Source organism: Streptomyces sp. LUP47B (genome assembly GCF_001746295.1).
Lineage (GTDB): Bacteria > Actinomycetota > Actinomycetes > Streptomycetales > Streptomycetaceae > Streptomyces.
The window spans coordinates 316,508-332,534 of sequence record NZ_MJAH01000002.1; the positions used below are offsets into that span (position 1 = coordinate 316,508).

At 70.9% G+C, this 16,027-nt stretch carries 14 protein-coding genes; 10 read left to right on the forward strand and 4 right to left on the reverse strand.

Translation table 11 applies throughout. The features are described 5' to 3' along the window. Nucleotides 1-65: 65 nt before the first annotated feature. The 4 genes from BFN33_RS53070 (at nt 66) to BFN33_RS07985 (ending at nt 3,303) form a co-directional block, all read left to right on the forward strand. Nucleotides 66-218, forward strand: coding sequence for a hypothetical protein (locus tag BFN33_RS53070; RefSeq protein WP_176742338.1), 153 nt, complete (start codon nt 66-68; stop codon nt 216-218). A 3-nt stretch (nt 219-221) separates the two neighbouring features. Beyond that, complete coding sequence (locus BFN33_RS07975) at nt 222-1,445, forward strand: CdaR family transcriptional regulator (protein ID WP_069759198.1); 1,224 nt, start codon at nt 222-224, stop codon at nt 1,443-1,445. A gap of 239 nt (nt 1,446-1,684) precedes the next feature. Then, a complete protein-coding gene (locus tag BFN33_RS07980) occupies nt 1,685-2,458 on the forward strand; it encodes an IclR family transcriptional regulator (RefSeq protein WP_069759199.1) in 774 nt (257 codons plus the stop codon). Next, nucleotides 2,455-3,303, forward strand: a complete 849-nt coding sequence (locus BFN33_RS07985; RefSeq protein WP_069759200.1) for an SMP-30/gluconolactonase/LRE family protein — start codon at nt 2,455-2,457, stop codon at nt 3,301-3,303. The genes BFN33_RS07980 and BFN33_RS07985 overlap by 4 nt, the downstream gene beginning before the upstream one ends. Here BFN33_RS07985 and BFN33_RS07990 read toward each other — a convergent pair whose 3' ends face one another. Genes BFN33_RS07990 through BFN33_RS08000 form a run of 3 tightly spaced genes read right to left on the reverse strand, consistent with a single transcriptional unit; the run spans nt 3,304 to nt 6,618 of the window. Next, on the reverse strand, nt 3,304-4,704 hold the full coding sequence (locus tag BFN33_RS07990) for an NAD(P)/FAD-dependent oxidoreductase (RefSeq protein ID WP_256122705.1): 1,401 nt from the start codon (nt 4,702-4,704) through the stop codon (nt 3,304-3,306). Between the two features lie 25 nt (nt 4,705-4,729). After that, nucleotides 4,730-6,022, reverse strand: coding sequence for an MAB_1171c family putative transporter (locus tag BFN33_RS07995; protein ID WP_256122685.1), 1,293 nt, complete (start codon nt 6,020-6,022; stop codon nt 4,730-4,732). Further along, nucleotides 6,019-6,618 (reverse strand): toxin-antitoxin system, toxin component family protein, encoded by a 600-nt coding sequence (locus BFN33_RS08000; protein WP_079140719.1) that lies wholly within the window; start codon nt 6,616-6,618, stop codon nt 6,019-6,021. The genes BFN33_RS07995 and BFN33_RS08000 overlap by 4 nt, the downstream gene beginning before the upstream one ends. Before the next feature lie 179 nt (nt 6,619-6,797). On the opposite strand from BFN33_RS08000, the gene BFN33_RS08005 reads away from it, so the two are divergent. The 5 genes from BFN33_RS08005 to BFN33_RS08025 are packed head-to-tail and all read left to right on the forward strand — an operon-like array spanning nt 6,798 to nt 12,454. After that, on the forward strand, nt 6,798-8,147 hold the full coding sequence (locus BFN33_RS08005) for an extracellular solute-binding protein (RefSeq protein WP_069759202.1): 1,350 nt from the start codon (nt 6,798-6,800) through the stop codon (nt 8,145-8,147). After that, the gene (locus BFN33_RS08010; RefSeq protein ID WP_069759203.1) at nt 8,144-9,082 is read left to right on the forward strand and encodes a carbohydrate ABC transporter permease; all 939 of its coding nucleotides are present in this window, start codon (nt 8,144-8,146) and stop codon (nt 9,080-9,082) included. Before BFN33_RS08005 ends, BFN33_RS08010 begins: the two co-directional genes overlap by 4 nt. Beyond that, nucleotides 9,079-9,939 carry a carbohydrate ABC transporter permease gene (locus BFN33_RS08015; protein WP_069759204.1) on the forward strand — a complete coding sequence of 287 codons (861 nt, stop codon included), beginning with the start codon at nt 9,079-9,081 and terminating at the stop codon, nt 9,937-9,939. The genes BFN33_RS08010 and BFN33_RS08015 overlap by 4 nt, the downstream gene beginning before the upstream one ends. A gap of 10 nt (nt 9,940-9,949) precedes the next feature. Further along, nucleotides 9,950-10,915, forward strand: a complete 966-nt coding sequence (locus BFN33_RS08020) for an arabinan endo-1,5-alpha-L-arabinosidase (protein ID WP_069759205.1) — start codon at nt 9,950-9,952, stop codon at nt 10,913-10,915. A 21-nt stretch (nt 10,916-10,936) separates the two neighbouring features. Then, nucleotides 10,937-12,454 (forward strand): alpha-N-arabinofuranosidase, encoded by a 1,518-nt coding sequence (locus BFN33_RS08025; RefSeq protein WP_069759206.1) that lies wholly within the window; start codon nt 10,937-10,939, stop codon nt 12,452-12,454. 4 nt (nt 12,455-12,458) lie between these two features. On the opposite strand, the gene BFN33_RS08030 is transcribed toward BFN33_RS08025, so the two are convergent. Next, a complete protein-coding gene (locus BFN33_RS08030; RefSeq protein ID WP_069759207.1) occupies nt 12,459-15,446 on the reverse strand; it encodes a beta-galactosidase in 2,988 nt (995 codons plus the stop codon). A gap of 110 nt (nt 15,447-15,556) precedes the next feature. On the opposite strand from BFN33_RS08030, the gene BFN33_RS08035 reads away from it, so the two are divergent. Next, nucleotides 15,557-16,015 carry an Rrf2 family transcriptional regulator gene (locus BFN33_RS08035; protein WP_069759208.1) on the forward strand — a complete coding sequence of 153 codons (459 nt, stop codon included), beginning with the start codon at nt 15,557-15,559 and terminating at the stop codon, nt 16,013-16,015. Nucleotides 16,016-16,027: the final 12 nt, after the last annotated feature.

Genomic DNA, 16,027 nt, shown 5'->3' on the forward strand with positions numbered 1-16,027 from the left:
TACCGGACGGGTTCCGGGTGGGGACGTACGCCGGATCGAGCCGCTCGAGAGAGGCTGCCCCTGCGATGTCCAGACTGCTCGCCGCCGCACTGACCGTCGTGGTCTCCGCTTTGCTCGCCGTCGGTGCCGCGCTCGGCATCGTCGCGCTCTTGGAGGCGACACCCGAGCAGCCCAACACCCCCTTGATCACCTACGAGCAGACGGACCAGGGGAGTTGACCCGTGGCCGCCCGCCCGGCAACCGTGCACACCCGCTCGGCCTGGCACGACGTCCCCCGCCTCCAGGTCCGCCGTTTCGCGGCCATCGCCATGGCCGAGGCGCCGGCCCTCGCGGAGGAGATCCTGCGCGAGATCCGCCGCGAGTACCCGCATCTGCCGGTGGTGCTCGACGAGTCCGGCGAACCGATGGCGCTGGTCGGCATCCGCCGCGCGATCGAGGTCTTCGTCCAGCACCTGGAAACGGCGGAGGGCCGTCCCACGGTCCCCCCTGGCGTCTTCCAGGAGTTCGGCCGCGGTGAGGGCCTGAACGGCCGCAGCCTCGACTCCCTCCAGGCGATCTACCGCATGGGCGTACGTCTGGCCTGGCGCCGGTTCGCCGACATCGGCCAGCGCGTGGAGATCCCGCCGCCGGCGATGTACGAGCTGGTGGACGCGGGCTACGAGTACCTGGACGGACTGGTCGACCAGTCGGTCCGGGGCTACGCGGAGGCGGCGGCCCGCCAGGCGGGCGAGCGCCTGCGCCTGCAGCGCCGCCTGATGGAGTTACTCCTGGCCGAACGCCACCGGGGCGATCCGGCGGACGCGCTGACGGAACGCGCGGCCCGCATCGGCTGGCCCCTGCCGAAGAAGGTGGCGGTCGGCGTCCTGCTCCGTCCGGCCCGTGAGGCGGTGCCCCCCGCGGTGGGCCAGGGCGTCCTCCTGGACATGGACTACGAACAGCCCCGCATGGTCGTCCCGGAACCGGGCGCGGCGGGCCGCCCCGAGCTCCTGCACCGGGCCCTGACCGGCTGGGCCGGCGCGATAGGACCCCCGGTCCCGCTCGCCGGCGCGGCGAAGTCGCTGCGCTGGGCCGAGGCCGCCGTACGCCTGATGGAACGCGACCTGCTCCCCGCCGGGGACGTCCTGTACTGCACCGAACACACCGAGGCCCTGGTCCTGCTCCAGCCGGAGGAACTGATCGACGACCTGGCCCTGCGCTGCCTGGCCCCCCTCCGGCACTGCGGCCCCACCCACGGCCGCCGCCTCGCGGAAACCCTGCTCGCCTGGCTGGAGACAAGGGGCGGAGCCCCGGAAGTGGCGGCCCGCCTCGGCGTCCACCCGCAGACCGTCCGCTACCGCCTCCGCCAGATCCGGGAACTGTGGGGCGACGAGATCGACGACCCGGACCGGCGGTTCGAGCTGGAGCTGGTGCTGCGGGCCCGGCGGTTGCGGGGAGAGCTGGCGTGACCGGCGGCCGTCCCGGCCAACCGTGAGGCCACCACGCAATGTGACGTGTCGCACACGAACACCCGGGAACGGGCAGCTCGCACCCCTGCCCTTCCTGCGGAAACGCGCCCGATGGCGACTTCGTCACCCGCATGACCATTGCCCGAGGAAACAGCCTGTCGCTAGCCTGTGTTCGTCATGCCGATCGTCTGTTGAAATTTCGAACGCAGACGCCTTAGACGCAAAGGGAGGGACCGGTTGTGGGACGCCTCGTACCTGCCGTGACCCGGGCTCTCGATATTCTCGAGCTCTTCCTCGACGGAGACGGGACGCTCTCCGCCCCCGACATCGTGCGCAGGCTCCAGCTGCCGCGCACCACCGTGCACGAGCTGGTGACCACTCTCGCCGCCCGGTCGTACATCGTCCAGGTCCCGGGCCAGCCGGGACGCTACCGGCTCGGCGTGCGGCCCTATCAGCTCGGCAGCCGGTACGCCGAGCAGCTCGACCTCGCCGCCGAGGGCCAGCAGGTCGCCCGGTCCGTCGCCGAGACCTGCGACGAGACCGTACACGTGGCGATCCTCGAGGGCACCGACGTCATCTACATCGCCAAGGTCGACTCGACGCACGCGGTGCGTATGGTGTCGGCCGCCGGCCGGCGCCTGCCCGCCCACTGCACCTCCGTCGGCAAGATGCTCCTCGCCTCCCTCCCGGAGCCGCAGCTCGCCTCCCGTATCCCGGAGGGCGCCCCGCTCACCGGTATGACGCCCAACAGCATCACCGACCCCGCCGCCCTGCGCGAGGCCCTCGACGAGATCCGCCGGCGCGGGGTCGCCGTCGAGAACCGTGAGTCCAACCCGGACGTGTCCTGCGTGGCCGCCCCGGTCCGCGACCGCACCGGGCAGGTCGTCGCCGCGCTCTCCATCTCCGTGCCGATGATCCGCTGGAGCGACGACCGCCGCGGCGAGCTGGAGCAGCTCGCCGCCAAGGGCGCCGCCGAGCTGTCCGAGCGCCTCGGCTACCGGAGCGTGGGATGACCCGCTTCACGAAGTACGACGTCGCCGTACGCGCCGAGGCCACCCTCGGCGAGGGGCCCACGTGGGACGGCGAGCGGCTGCTGTGGATCGACATCCTCGGCGCCCGGCTCCACACCTACGACCCCGTCTCCGGCCACCGCACGGTCCGCGTCCTGGACCAGCACATCGGTGCCGTCAAGCCGCGCGCGGGCGGTGGACTCGTCCTCAACCTCCGGGACGGCGTGGCCCTGCTGGACCCCGACGACTCCTTCCGCTGGCTCCACCACGAGCCCGTCCCCGGCCGCCGGGCCAACGACGCCGCCGTGGCCCCCGACGGCTCTCTGTGGGCCGGCACCATGCGCTACGACGAGGCACCGGGCGGCGGCACCCTGTCCCGGATCACGGGTGACGGCACGCACCGCACCGTCCTCGACGACGTGGCCGTCAGCAACGGCACCGGGTGGAGCCCGGACGGCCGGCTCATGTACTACATCGACTCACCCACCCGCCGCGTCGACGTCCTCGACCACGAGGGCGGGCGGCTCTCCGACCGCCGGCCCTTCGTCGTGATCGAGGACGGCGCCGGCTTCCCCGACGGGCTCACGGTCGACGCCGACGGCTGCGTCTGGGTCGCCCTGTGGGACGGGGGAGCGGTCCGCCGCTACACCCCCGACGGCACCCTCGACCACGTGATCACCCTGCCGACCCCGCGGGTCACCGCGTGCGCGTTCGGCGGCCCGGACCTGACCGACCTGTACATCACGACCGCACGGGTGGGACTGGACGCCCCGCACCCCGTGGCGGGCTCACTGCTGGTGGTACCGGGGGCCGGGAAGGGCGTGGCGCAACAGCCGTTCGCGGGCTGACTACTGCAGGTCCGCCTTCTTCAACTCCTCGGCGGTCAAGGGCGGTTCGGTCAGAGTCGGCTTCAACGGGCCGACCGCCGCCGCCAACAGGACACTCGGCGCGAGCAACACCTCGGCCCGCCGCTCCAGCGACGTCACGTCGGTGACGCGGCGGGCGATACGGCCGTTGCCGGTGGCCGTGTACATCAGCCGGTCGACGTACGCGGCCACCAGGCGGTCCCGCGCCGTCGGCCCCTCCTCCGTGGCGCCCGGGTAGAACACGTCCTGCCCTATCGCCAGATCCCACGCGGCCGCGACCGGCCGGGCGATCGCCTTCTGGATACGACGGGACAGACCGGGCGCGCCCCAGCCATGCCGTCGTATCACCGCCCGCAGGGCCACCGCGCCCTGGGCCGCCACCGACATGCCGTGCCCGTAGACCGGGTTGAACGCGGCGACGGCGTCGCCCAGCACGGCGAAGTTCTCGGGCCACACCGGCATCCGCTCGTAGTAATGGCGGTGATTGGCGGTCGTCCTGGTCAGCGCCACGTCCGTCAGCGGCTCGGCCCGTTCGACGAGGTCGGCGACGATCGGGTGGCGCAGCTCCGCACGGGCGTACCGGGCGAAGTCGGCGGCGTCGGCGGAGGGTTCGCCGCCGCGCGTGCCGTACAGCGTGACCAGCCACTGCCCGTCCTCGATCGGCAGCAGCACACCGCCGTGTCCCGGCCGCCCGGAGCGCGCGTCGGGCTGGACGCTGATGACGGGGTAGCCGTCGCGGGCGAGTTCGGGGGCGCGGTAGCGGCGGCTGGCGTAGGTGAGACCGGGGTCCACGGTGCGGCTGCGGGGGGTGGGCAGGCCGAGCTCGGTGAGCCAGCGCGGGGTCCGTGAGGAGCGGCCCGTCGCGTCGACCACCAGGTCGGCGCGCAGGGTGCGTTCGGCGCCGGCCACCCGCACCCGGACGCCGGTCACGGCCGTGCCCGTGCCGTCGAGCCCGAGCACCTCGGCGCCTTCGAGCAGCTCGATCCGGTCGTCGGCCAGCACCTGGGCCCGCACCGTGGCGTCCAGCAGGTCCCTGCTGCACAGCAGCATGAAGTGCGACTCGTGCCAGCGGCGGAACCAGCCCCTCGGCGACAGCGCCACCATGTCCGTGGTCACCGGCAGCCGGTGTGCCCCCGCTGCCCGCAGTCGCCGCGTCACACCCGGCAGCAGTTCCTCCAACGCGATCGCCCCGCCGGACCACAGCTGGTGGACGTGGCGGGCCTGCGGAAGCCCCTTGCGGGAGGCCGGCCCGGAGGGCAGGACGTCGCGCTCCACGAGGATCACCCGGTCGGCGAGCCCGGCCAGGGCGGCGGCCGCGAGCATGCCGCTGTGTGACCCCCCGAGGACGACGGCGACCGTGGCGGAGCGGGGACGCTCGGTCAGGTTCGCCTCCCGGCGGTCACGCCGGTCATCCTCGCCGGCCTGCTTTCCTGCCGGGGGCCCGGGGGGTGTCCCCCGGGAAGACGCTGTACTCATGCGTGGACATGCTCTCTGCCGGGACGGTGGCGCGGCTGCGCACCGCCGTGATCTCGTCGGGACTGCGCAGGGCCTCGGAGACGGCGTGGATCTCCTGCAACAGGTAGGTGGTGTCGAAAGCCGTCGTGTCGTCGCCGTCCGTGGCGTGCCGACCGGTCTCGACGGCCTCCAGGATCGTCACGGCGGCGGCGAGGGCCTGGGCCCGGTCGGGCGCGGCGCCGAGAGCGAGGGCGGCGTCGTGGGCCTGCCGCCGCAGGTCTTCGTCGAGGCGGCGGGAGAGCTGGAGGAGCGCGTCGCGGATGTAGGTCTCGCGGCGGATCAGGCGGATCTCGGGGGCGGCCCACAGGGCGAGCGGCTCACGGCGGCCGGTGACGGTTCGCAGCAGCCGGGCCAGCGGCTTGAGGGTCCGGCACCGGCGGCGGATCAGCCAGCGCCCCTGGAGGTACTGTCCGGCGTGCGGGACGATGACGCCGGTCGCGACCATGGTGGCGCCCACGCAGGCGGCGGACGGCGCGATGTTGGTGTTGAGCCAGTCCAGGTCGTGCCCGGTCCACCGGGCCGTGATGGCGGTGAACTTGGCGGCGCTGAAGAGGAGGTTGGTGACGTATCCGACGCTCAGGAACCTCAGCCCCCAGCGCAGCCACCCGTCGAGTCCGTCGGTGCGTATCCACGTCCAGATGAGCCGGGCGGTGATCAGGCAGGCTGCCGTGTGCACGGTCAGGTAGAGGAGGATCTCCTCGCGCATGAAGGGGGTGGTGGCGTAGTACGTGTCCAGGTCCCGGATCTGTTCCACCGGTACGTCGGCGAGCGCGAACAGGACCCACAGCGCGACCACCACGGCCGTGTAGACGGAGACCACCCACCGGGTCGCACGGCGCGTCTGCTCCCGGCGGTCGGTGTGGCCGTTGCGCCAGTGCACCACCAGCAGCAGCCAGGACGCGGACAGCGCGGTGATCAGGGAGTACACCCAGGGTGCCGCGATGTTGGGTACACCGGTGACCCGGTTGGTCCAGGCGATGGTGCTCGGGGCCGCGAAGACGAACACCGCGCAGGCGAGCAGCAGCACACCGCCTACGGCACGCAGCAGAGGGTCCCGCCACAGCTTGACGATGCTGGGCAGCTTGATCGCCAGGGCCGCGCCCAGGACCAGGCCCGGCAGCCAGAAGGAGATGGACAGGCCGGTGAGGAACGCGGCCGGTCCGTCGGCCAGTTGTGGAGCGGTCACCGGGTCCCGCCTCCGCGGCCTCGGTAGCCGAGGGACCTCTGGACCGGGTCGGCGGCGGCACGGTCGCCGCCCCGCCCCGACGCGTAGGGCCAGAACGCCGCTGCCAGCCGGTGCCCGAAGTCGTCGGCCTCGGCCTCGTCCGCCTCGCGGGAGCCGTTGCGGGCCGCCACGGTCAGGGCGACGGAGTCCCAGCCTGGCCGGCCGGCCAGCGCGTCCGCCGCGGCCGCGTGATGGTGCGAGTGGCCCGCGTGCAGGTGCCACAACTCATGGCCCAGTATGACCAGTTGCTGCATCTCCTCGGCCCGCTCCTCCACGATGACGAGGTCGAAGTCCTGGAACTCCACCCACAGTCCGGTCACCGCGATCTCGTCGGGGAACCGCTCGAAGCGCAGGTCCACGGGCCGCCCGCCGCGGCGCGCGCTCATCTCCTGGCACAGGGCCCGGCACAGCTCGGGCACGTCGGCCGGGGGACGGGGTCTGGCCCGAACCGCGGCGGTGAGGTGGGAGACCAGATCGCGCATGGCCGAGGTCGCACGGGTGCGTCGTAGCGCCGAGGCGATCCGGGCCGCACTCCTGCGCGCGCCCGCGATGTCCATCCCACCCCCTGAGCTCTCCCGCCGCCGTAGGACGGGCTGTTCGAGACTACGCGCCCGGCCCTGTCCCGTCACGCGATCCGATTTTGCTGCTCGGGCCATTGACTGGAAAGCGCTTCCTGCCTACGGTCCCGTTCGAAGTTACGAGCGCAATTCGAGATATCGAACAGATGGGGCAGGGAATGGGACGACCTGACCTGAGCCGCAGGCAACTTCTCGCCGCGGCGGGCGGACTGAGCGTCGCCGCGAGTCTCGGCTTCGCGGCCCTCGGTACCGGCGCCGACGCGCTCGCCTCCGGCGCGGACACCCGGGTGCGCTACTGGAACCTCTTCAGCGGCGGCGACGGCGCCAACATGATCACGATGCTGGACGCCTTCCGCAAGGCCAACCCGGACATCGACGTGAAGGACTCCACGCTCCAGTGGGGCAACCCCTTCTACACCAAGCTCGCCATGGCGGCCGCGGGCAACCGCGCACCCGACCTCGGCGTCATGCACATGGGCCGGGTCACCGGCTTCTCGCCCGGCCGCCTCCTCGACCCGTGGGACGTCGGCCTGCTCGCCAAGTACGGCGTACGGGAGCAGGACTACAACCCCGCGCTGTGGAAGCGCGGCGTCATCGACGGCAAGCTCTACGCCCTCCCGCTCGACATCCACGTCCAGCTCTGCTTCTACCGCAAGGACGTACTGGGCAAGGCGGGCCTGCTCGGCGACGACGGCCGGATGATCCCGGTCACCTCCACCGACGAGTGGTTCGACGTCCTGAAGAAGGCCAAGGCCGCCCAGAAGAAGGGGCTTCAGACGATCGGTCTGTGGACCAACGACCAGAACTTCCAGTGGTGGTTCTTCGTCGCCTTCTACACCCAGCTCGGCGGCAAGTGGTTCAACGAAACCAACACCGAGGTCCTCTTCGACCCCGACAAGGCCACCCGGGTACTGGAGTTCCTCCGCAGGCACGTCACCGACGGGTACGTCATCCCCGGCGCCCCCACCGGTGAACAGTTCATCAACGGCGCCCCCTTCACCTGGGAGGGCAACTGGTCCGTGCCGGTCTTCTCCGGCGCGAAGCTGGACTACGGCGCGACCCCGCTGCCGCCCGTCTTCGGCCGCCGGGCCACCCACGCCGAGTCGCACGCCTTCGTCCTGCCGCATCAGGCGGGCCGCGGCGGCGCCACCAACGAGGCCGCGCACGAACTCGCCGCGTACGTCGTGACGCACGCCCTCCAGTGGGCGGCCGGCGGGCACATCCCCGCGTACACGCCGACGCTCTCCACGGCCGCGTACCAGAAGCTCACCCCGCAGAACGAGTACGTCAGCGCCATGGACCACCAGGCCACCGAGCCGAAGGTGTGGTTCGCGGGTTCCACCGGCGTGCTCGCCCAGGACCTCGGCCCGGTCGTCGTCTCCTCGACGATGGGTTCCGCCAAGCCGGACAAGGTCGCGCAGACGATGAAGAACCATCTCACCAAGCTCCTCGCCTCGAAGAACCCGATGGACGGCAGGACCGCCGCGCAGGGAGGTGCGGTCGCATGACGACCAGCGCTCAGACCGTCGTCGCACCGGCGCGCGCGAAGACCGCCGTGGCGAGCGCCACTCTCCGCCGCAAGCAGGGCTTCCAGCACGGCGGCTGGTTCGTCGCCCCGTTCCTCGCGCTCTTCGCGCTGTTCGTGATCTGGCCGCTGCTGCGCGGGGTCTACCTCAGCTTCACGGACGCCAACATCTCCGGCGACGCAGCGAGCTTCGTCGGCCTCGACAACTACCGCGAGGCCCTGGGCGACTCGGCGATGTGGGACGCGCTCGGCCACAGCGCGTACTTCACGCTGCTGGTCGTCCCGTGCATCACGGTCCTCGCCTTCCTGCTCGCGATGCTCGCCCACCACATCGAGCGCGGCAAGTGGCTGTGGCGGCTGTGCTTCTTCGTGCCGTTCCTGCTGCCCTCGACGGTCGCCGCCAACATGTTCCAGTGGCTGTTCACCCAGGGCATCGGCCTGATCAACGAGACCTTCGGGCTCGGCACGCCCTGGCTGACCGACAAGTCGTACGCGATGCTCGCCATCGTCATCGAGACCCTGTGGTGGACCGTCGGCTTCAGCTTCCTGCTCTATCTCGCCGCCCTCCAGGGCATCCCCGGCCACCTCTACGAGGCCGCGAAGCTGGACGGCGCGAACGCCTGGCATCGCATGGTCCACATCACGCTGCCGATGCTGCGCAACATCACCGGCCTGGTGATCGCGCTCCAGGTCCTCGCCTCGCTCCAGCTCTTCGACCAGGCCGTCGTGATGATGGACTTCGGGCCGGGTCCGGAGGTCAGCACCCGCTCCTTCGTCCAGTACACCCTCGAACAGGGCTTCACCAGCTACCGCGTGGGCTACGCCTCCGCGATGTCCATCATCTTCTTCGTGATCATCGCAGTCGTCGCCCTGGCTCGGATGTGGCTGCTGCGCACCCGTGAGGAGGGCGGCCGATGACCACCGCCGTACAGGTCCGCAAGAGTCCCCGCAAGCCCTGGACGCCCAGCCAGATCATCCTCACGCTGCTCGGCGTCGCCGTCTCCGCCGTGTTCGTGGCGCCGATCGCCGCGGCCCTGTTCACCTCCCTCAAGTCCGAGGCGGAGGCGGCCGAGATCCCGCCGCACTGGCTGCCGAAGGTCTGGACGGTCCAGGCGTGGAAGGCGCTGTGGGAGACCGGAAACATCACCAACTGGTTCATCAACTCGCTGGTGGTGTCGGTCTGCGTCACCTCCGTCGTGCTGACGGTCAGCGCGCTGGCCGGATACGGCTTCGCCCGCACCGAGTTCCGCGGCAAGAGCGTGCTCATGGGCATCGTGATGTCGGGCCTGATGATCTCCCCGGCGGTGCTCGGCGTCCCGCTGTTCACCACGGTCCAGCAGATGGGGATGGTCGACACGTACTGGGGCATGATCCTGCCGCAGTGCGCGCCGGCCGCGATGGTCTACATCCTCTACAAGTTCTTCCAGGGCGTCCCGCGCGAGCTTGAGGAGGCGGCCTTCATCGACGGCGCGGGCCGCTGGCGGGTCTTCTTCACGATCGTCGTCCCGCTCGCGAGGCCGTCCCTGGCGGCGGTCGGCATCTTCACCTTCATCGCCTCCTGGAACAACTTCCTGTGGCCCTACATGGTGACCAACAACCCCGACCTGATGACCATGCCGAACGGCATCGCGACCGTCATGAACTCCTACGGCATCCAGTGGGCCCAGCTCATGGCCGGCGGCCTCATGGCGGGCCTGCCGCTGATCATCGTGTTCGTCTTCTTCCAGCGCCAGATCGTGGCGGGCGTCGCCCACACGGGGCTGGCCGGTCAGTAAGGAGCCCGATTTGAAGCGCCTGAGATACGTGACCCTTCTGACCGCCGCCCTCATCGCCCTGCTCCCGACCACGGCACAGGCGGACGTCACCTACCCCGACCCGCTCCCGGTCAGCGGCCAGCAGATCATCCACGACCCGACGGTCATCCAGCTCAAGTCCGGTGGCTACGCGGCCTATTCGACCGGCGGTGTGATCGGCGCCCGGCTGTCCAAGGACCTCAGGCACTGGACCGACGCCGGCAACGCCTTCGCGGAGCCGCCGAGTTGGTGGTACGAGTACAACGACACCGGTGACCCCTGGGCCCCGGACATCTCCTACCGCGCGGGCCGTTACTGGCTCTACTACGCCGTCTCGTCCTGGGGCACCAACCACTCCGCGATCGGCGTGGCCACCTCCCCCTCCGGCCTGCCCGGCACCTGGACCGACCACGGCAAGGTCTTTGCCTCCGAGACCACCGACTCCTGGAACGCCATCGACCCGGCGGTCGTCGGGGCGGACGGCAGGCTGTGGATGTCGTTCGGCTCGTACTGGACGGGCATCCGCATGGTCGAGCTGAGCCCGGTCACCGGGAAGGCCCTCCCCGGTGCCACCGTCCACCACCTGGCCACCCGCCCCGACGCCCCGTACGCGGTCGAGGGCCCGTCCGTCGTGAAGCACGGCCGCTTCTACTACCTCTTCGCGTCCTACGACGCCTGTTGTGCGGGAGCGAACTCCACGTACAAGATCAGAGTCGGGAGATCCACTTCGATCACGGGCCCGTACGTCGACAGCACCGGCAAGCCGCTCCTCGAGGGCGGCGGCGACCTGCTGCTGGCGGGGCACGGGAGGTACATCGGCACCGGAGGCGAGTCGGTCTTCCGCACCCGCGGCCAGGACTGGCTGGCGTACCACTACTACGACGCAGAGGACAACGGCACACCGAAGCTGGGTCTGAACAGGCTCGGCTGGGTGCGTGACTGGCCCGTTGTCAAGTAACTCCGTTCCTGAAAGGTCCCCATGAGCAAGCCCACCGCCCGCTTCACCCTCGACCCCGCCTTCAAGGTCGGCGAAGTCAACCCCCGTATCTTCGGCTCCTTCGTGGAACACCTCGGGCGCTGCGTCTACACCGGCATCTTCGAACCCGGCCACCCCTCCGCGGACGAGGACGGAATCCGCACCGACGTCCTGGACCTCGTCCGCGAACTCGGCGTCACCGCCATCCGCTACCCCGGCGGCAACTTCGTCTCGGGCTACAAGTGGGAGGACAGCGTCGGCCCGGTGGAGGACCGCCCCCGCCGCCTCGACCTCGCCTGGCGCTCCACCGAGACCAACCGCTTCGGCCTCTCCGAGTACATCGCCTTCCTGAAGAAGGTCGGCCCCCAGGCCGAGCCGATGATGGCCCTCAACCTCGGCACTCGCGGTGTCGCCGAGGCCCTGGAACTCCAGGAGTACGCCAACCACCCTTCCGGCACCGCCCTCTCCGACCTCCGCGGCGCCCACGGCGACAAGGACCCCTTCGCCATCAACCTCTGGTGCCTGGGCAACGAGATGGACGGCCCCTGGCAGACCGGCCACAAGACGGCGACGGAGTACGGCCGGATCGCCGCCGAGACGGCCCGCGCGATGCGCCAGATCGACCCGGGCGTCGAACTCGTCGCCTGCGGCTCCTCCAGCCAGTCCATGCCCACGTTCGCCGAGTGGGAGGCAACGGTCCTCGCCGAGACGTACGACCTCGTCGACTACATCTCCCTGCACGCCTACTACCAGCCCGAGAACGGCGACCTCGACTCCTTCCTGGCCTCCGCCGTCGACATGGAGTCCTTCATCGAGAACGTGGTCGCCACCGCCGACCACATCGGCGCGAAGCTGAAGTCGAAGAAGAAGATCAACCTCTCCTTCGACGAGTGGAACGTCTGGTACATGTCGGAGTGGCACGAGATCGAGAACTCCGGCGCGCGGGACTGGGCGGAGGCCCCCCGCCTCTTGGAGGACAACTACAGCGTCCTCGACGCGGTCGTCTTCGGCTCGCTTCTCATCGCCCTGCTGCGGCACGCCGACCGCGTCACCGTCGCCTGTCTCGCCCAGCTGGTCAACGTGATCGCCCCGATCATGACCGAGCCGGGCGGCCCGGCCTGGCGCCAGACGACGTTCTTCCCGTTCGCCCAGGCCTCGCAGTACGGCCGCGGCGAGGTCCTCGACGTACGGGTCGACTCACCGACGTACGAGACGAAGAAGTTCGGCGAGACCGACCTCCTGCACGCCACGGCCGTGCGCGCCGAGGACGGCACGGTCACCGTCTTCGCCGTCAACCGCAGCCAGAACGACCCGCTGCCGCTCGAGGTCGCCCTGAACGGGCTCGACTTGACGAGTGTCGTCGAGCACAGCGTCCTCGCGGACGCCGACCCGGACGCCCGCAACACCCTCGACGCCCCCGAGCGGGTCGCCCCGCACGCGGCCGAGGGCACCGCGCTGAAGGACGGCACCCTCACCGCCGTACTTGAGCCGCTGTCCTGGAACGTGATCCGGCTGGCCTGACGGTTCAGCGGCCGGGGGAGTCCACCGGTGTCACCGGCACTCCTCCGGCCGAGGCGCCCATCGCCGTCAGCCGTACGTTCCCGGGCCCCGACTCCGTCGTCCCGTCGGACAGCACCGCCAGCGCCAGGGTGTTGGTGCCGCGGGTGCGCAGGATGCCGTTCGGCAGGACGAAGGTGTGCTGCGGGCCCACGTCGTTGACGTACTGGCCCATGTTCCAGCCGTTGAGGAAGATCTGGACGCGGTAGGCGCGCTTCGGATCGTCGTCGAGGGTGAGGCCGATCGAGGCGTCGATGCCGGCGTCGACCGCGAGCCGGAACGTCGTCCGGTACCAGGTGACCCCCTGGCGCCGGTCGGCGCGCGGCAGCTCCGTGGCCTCCCAGCCGGCCTCGGCGAAGCCCGGCAGGTGCCAGCCCTTGCGTTCCCCGTAGAGTCCGCCGTTGTTGAGCGGACCGCGCACCGGGTCGGGTGCCGTCTCGCCCCGGATGCGCCAACTCGCCTTCGGCGTACCGCCCTTGAAGGTGACCTGGGTCAGCCCCCGGGCCGCCTTGTGCGAGTCCGCGGATCCGCCGTCCATGTCGTGCGCCATCCGCCGTACGAGGACGGACAGGACGCGAGGCGAATCCCCGGCGGCCGGTGGCACCTCGAAGGTGGCCGTCGCCGTCCAACTCCCCTTGCGGGCCGTGCTCTTGTCCGGCACCGGCATCCGGTGCGTGCCCAGCGGCTCACCGTCCAGCCACGCCATCAGCAGCCCCTGCGTGCCGGTGCTGTAGGCGAGGGACACCGACTCCAGGTCGTCCGCGTCCGTCAGGTGTGCCCGGTACCAGACGTCGCCGTAGTGGAAGCCGTAGTCGTCGGCGAAGAGGACCGGCCCGCCCTTCGGGACCGGCGTGACGCTGTAGGAACTGCTGCGGTCGGCCGGCGTCCAGCCGGAGTCGTCGTAGTCCGGGGCGGACTCGAAGTTCTCGGTACGGCGCCGCCAGCCGCCCAGCGCGGGCAGCCGAACCGCGCCCACGGCGGGCACGGGGAGCTGTCCGGGCGTGGCCGGCATGTCGGCCCGCAGGCTGCCCATGGGGGTGACGGAGGTGGGCAGCGGACGTCCGTTCCAGGTGATCCGGCCGATGCCGCGCGGGGCCCACACCTCCATGCCCGTTCCCTCGACGGTGTCGCCGGTGAGATGGGCGGTCACACCGTCCAGGGTGGCCCCGCGCACCAGCGAGGGCCCGTACACCAGCACCGGGCCGGTCGGGGTGTCCACCGGGAACAGCCGGAGCGCGGCCGCGTCGTCGGCGAGGACCAGCAGCAGCGGGGTGTCGCTGCCGCCGGCCTCGACCCGCACCCGGGCAAGGCCGCCGACGCCCATCGGCGCGGTGATCCTGAGGACGCCCAGGTCGTAGTTCCACGCGGGTTCCGCGTCGCCCCGGGTGACCAGCGGCTCCTCCGGGCACTCCAGCAGGACCTGCGCCATCTCGCCGTGCGGGGCCGTGAAGACGGCGACGTCCATCCGCCCGACCTTGAGGGACATCATGGGCTGCGCGGTGGCGTACTTGAGGATGCGGCCGCCCAACTGCAGGTTGGCGGTGAGCAGTCGGGCGTCATGGGCGGCGATGGTGAACGCCACGTCGATCCCGGCGGCCGGGATGGTCGTCGTGATCGGCGTGTCGGTGTCGTTGCGCACGACGTACACCTGGGAGCCGGTGTCCGGGTTGGTCAGGTGGTACACCTTCAGCCGCTCGTCCTCGGCCCGCACCGCGTCCGCCCGGTCCAGCTTGGCGAAGTCCGGGACGGTCCCCAGGAGATGGCCGAGCTGGTGGAGCGGAGCGAGTTTCGGTGTCTGCCGGCGTGCCTCGTCGATCGCCGCCCCGTAGTCGTACGACGTGTAGACCTGCGGCGCGGGAAGCCAGCCCCACGAGGTGCCGCCGAAGGTCATGTAGACGTTGTGCACGGTGATGCCGTTGGCGAGGTTGGTGAGCTGGAAGCGCCGCTCGTAGGCCGCGTCCCGGGTGTACCGCGCCTCGGCGTACCCCTTGCCGTCGAAGGTGGCCCCGCCCCACGGGTCGAACCAGCCGCCGCCGAACTCCGGAATGAACCCCGGGGTACTGGGGCTGGCCGTCGCCCCGCCCTTGAGGCCGCCCTCCCCGAAGTCCCCCCAGTCCGGCGGCACCTGCGCCGGATCGGGATACCCGTCGAAGCCGTACAGCCAACCGCGCTCCTCGCCCCCGGTGTTGAAGGAGCCCGGGGTCCAGTAGCCGTTCCTGCCCTTGTCGTTGTGGAACAGCGGTACGTCGATCCCGTCGGCGCGCACCTTCTTGTACAGGTGGGACATGTAGTCGCGACCGAGGGGCTCGTCGACGAAGGCGTCGTACTCGTTCTCGATCTGGTAGAGCAGGACCGTGCCCGTGCCCCTGGTGAACAGATGCCGGGCGGCGATGGCGTTGACCTCGCTCAGCCACTGGTCGACGTGCGACAGATAGGCCGGGTCGGAGGTGCGGGCCCGGCCCGCGGTCGCCGCGAGCCAGCCCGGGAAGCCGCCGCCGTCGACCTCGGCGTTGATGTACGGGCCGGGGCGCAGGATCACGTACAGCCCGGTCTCGGTGGCCGTGCGCAGGAACAGGTCGAGATCGCGGACGCCGGTGAAGTCGTACTGGCCGGGGGCGGGGGAGTGGTAGTTCCAGGCCACGTACGCACTCACCGCGTTGAAGCCGTGGGCGCGCATCTTCTGCAGGACGTCCCGCCACAGGGAAGGACTCGGCAGCCGGAAGGGGTGCATCTCGCCCGACCGCAGCACCAGCCGCCGGCCGTCGACCAGCAGCGAGTACTTGTCGTAGCCGACCTTGTGCCGCACCCGGTCGGCCGCGGGCGCGCCCGGTGCGGGCCCGGTGGGCACGCTGTGGGAGGCGTACGCCCTGGTGGTCTCCCCACCACTGCCGCTCAGCGCGAAGCCGAGCGCCGTGGTGCCGGCGAGGGCGCTGAATGTACGTCTGCTCAGCTCCAAGGGAGCGCCTCCTGGTGGTGCCGCGCTAGCGCCAGTCCGTTCGTGGGTGTGAGTGGTGTGCCTATTGTGGCGTGGCCATTGTCTACGCCCCAACGCCGCACAATTGTCGTATGAGGATCTCTGCACGGGCGGACTACGCGGTACGGGCGGTGCTGGAGCTTGCCGTGAGGCAGGGCGCGGAGCCGGTGAAGGCCGAGGCCATCGCCGCGGTCCAGGACATTCCGCACAAGTTCCTTGAGGGGATTCTCGGCGACCTCAGGCGCGGTGGGATCGTCGACAGCAGGCGTGGCGGGGGCGGCGGTTACCGGCTCGCCCGGGAGGCCTCGGCCATCACGGTCGCGGACGTGATCCGCGCGGTCGACGGGCCGATCGTCTCGGTGCGCGGCGAGCGCCCCACCGGTCTGGAGTACACCGGCTCCGCACAGCCGCTGCTCCCGCTGTGGATCGCCCTGCGGGCCAACGTCCGCAAGATCCTGGAGGGCGTCTCCATCGCCGACATCGCGGGCGACGCGCTCCCGGAGCCGGTGCAGCGGCTCGCCGCCGAACCGGCCGCGTGGGAGAACCCCTGACTGTGTGACGTG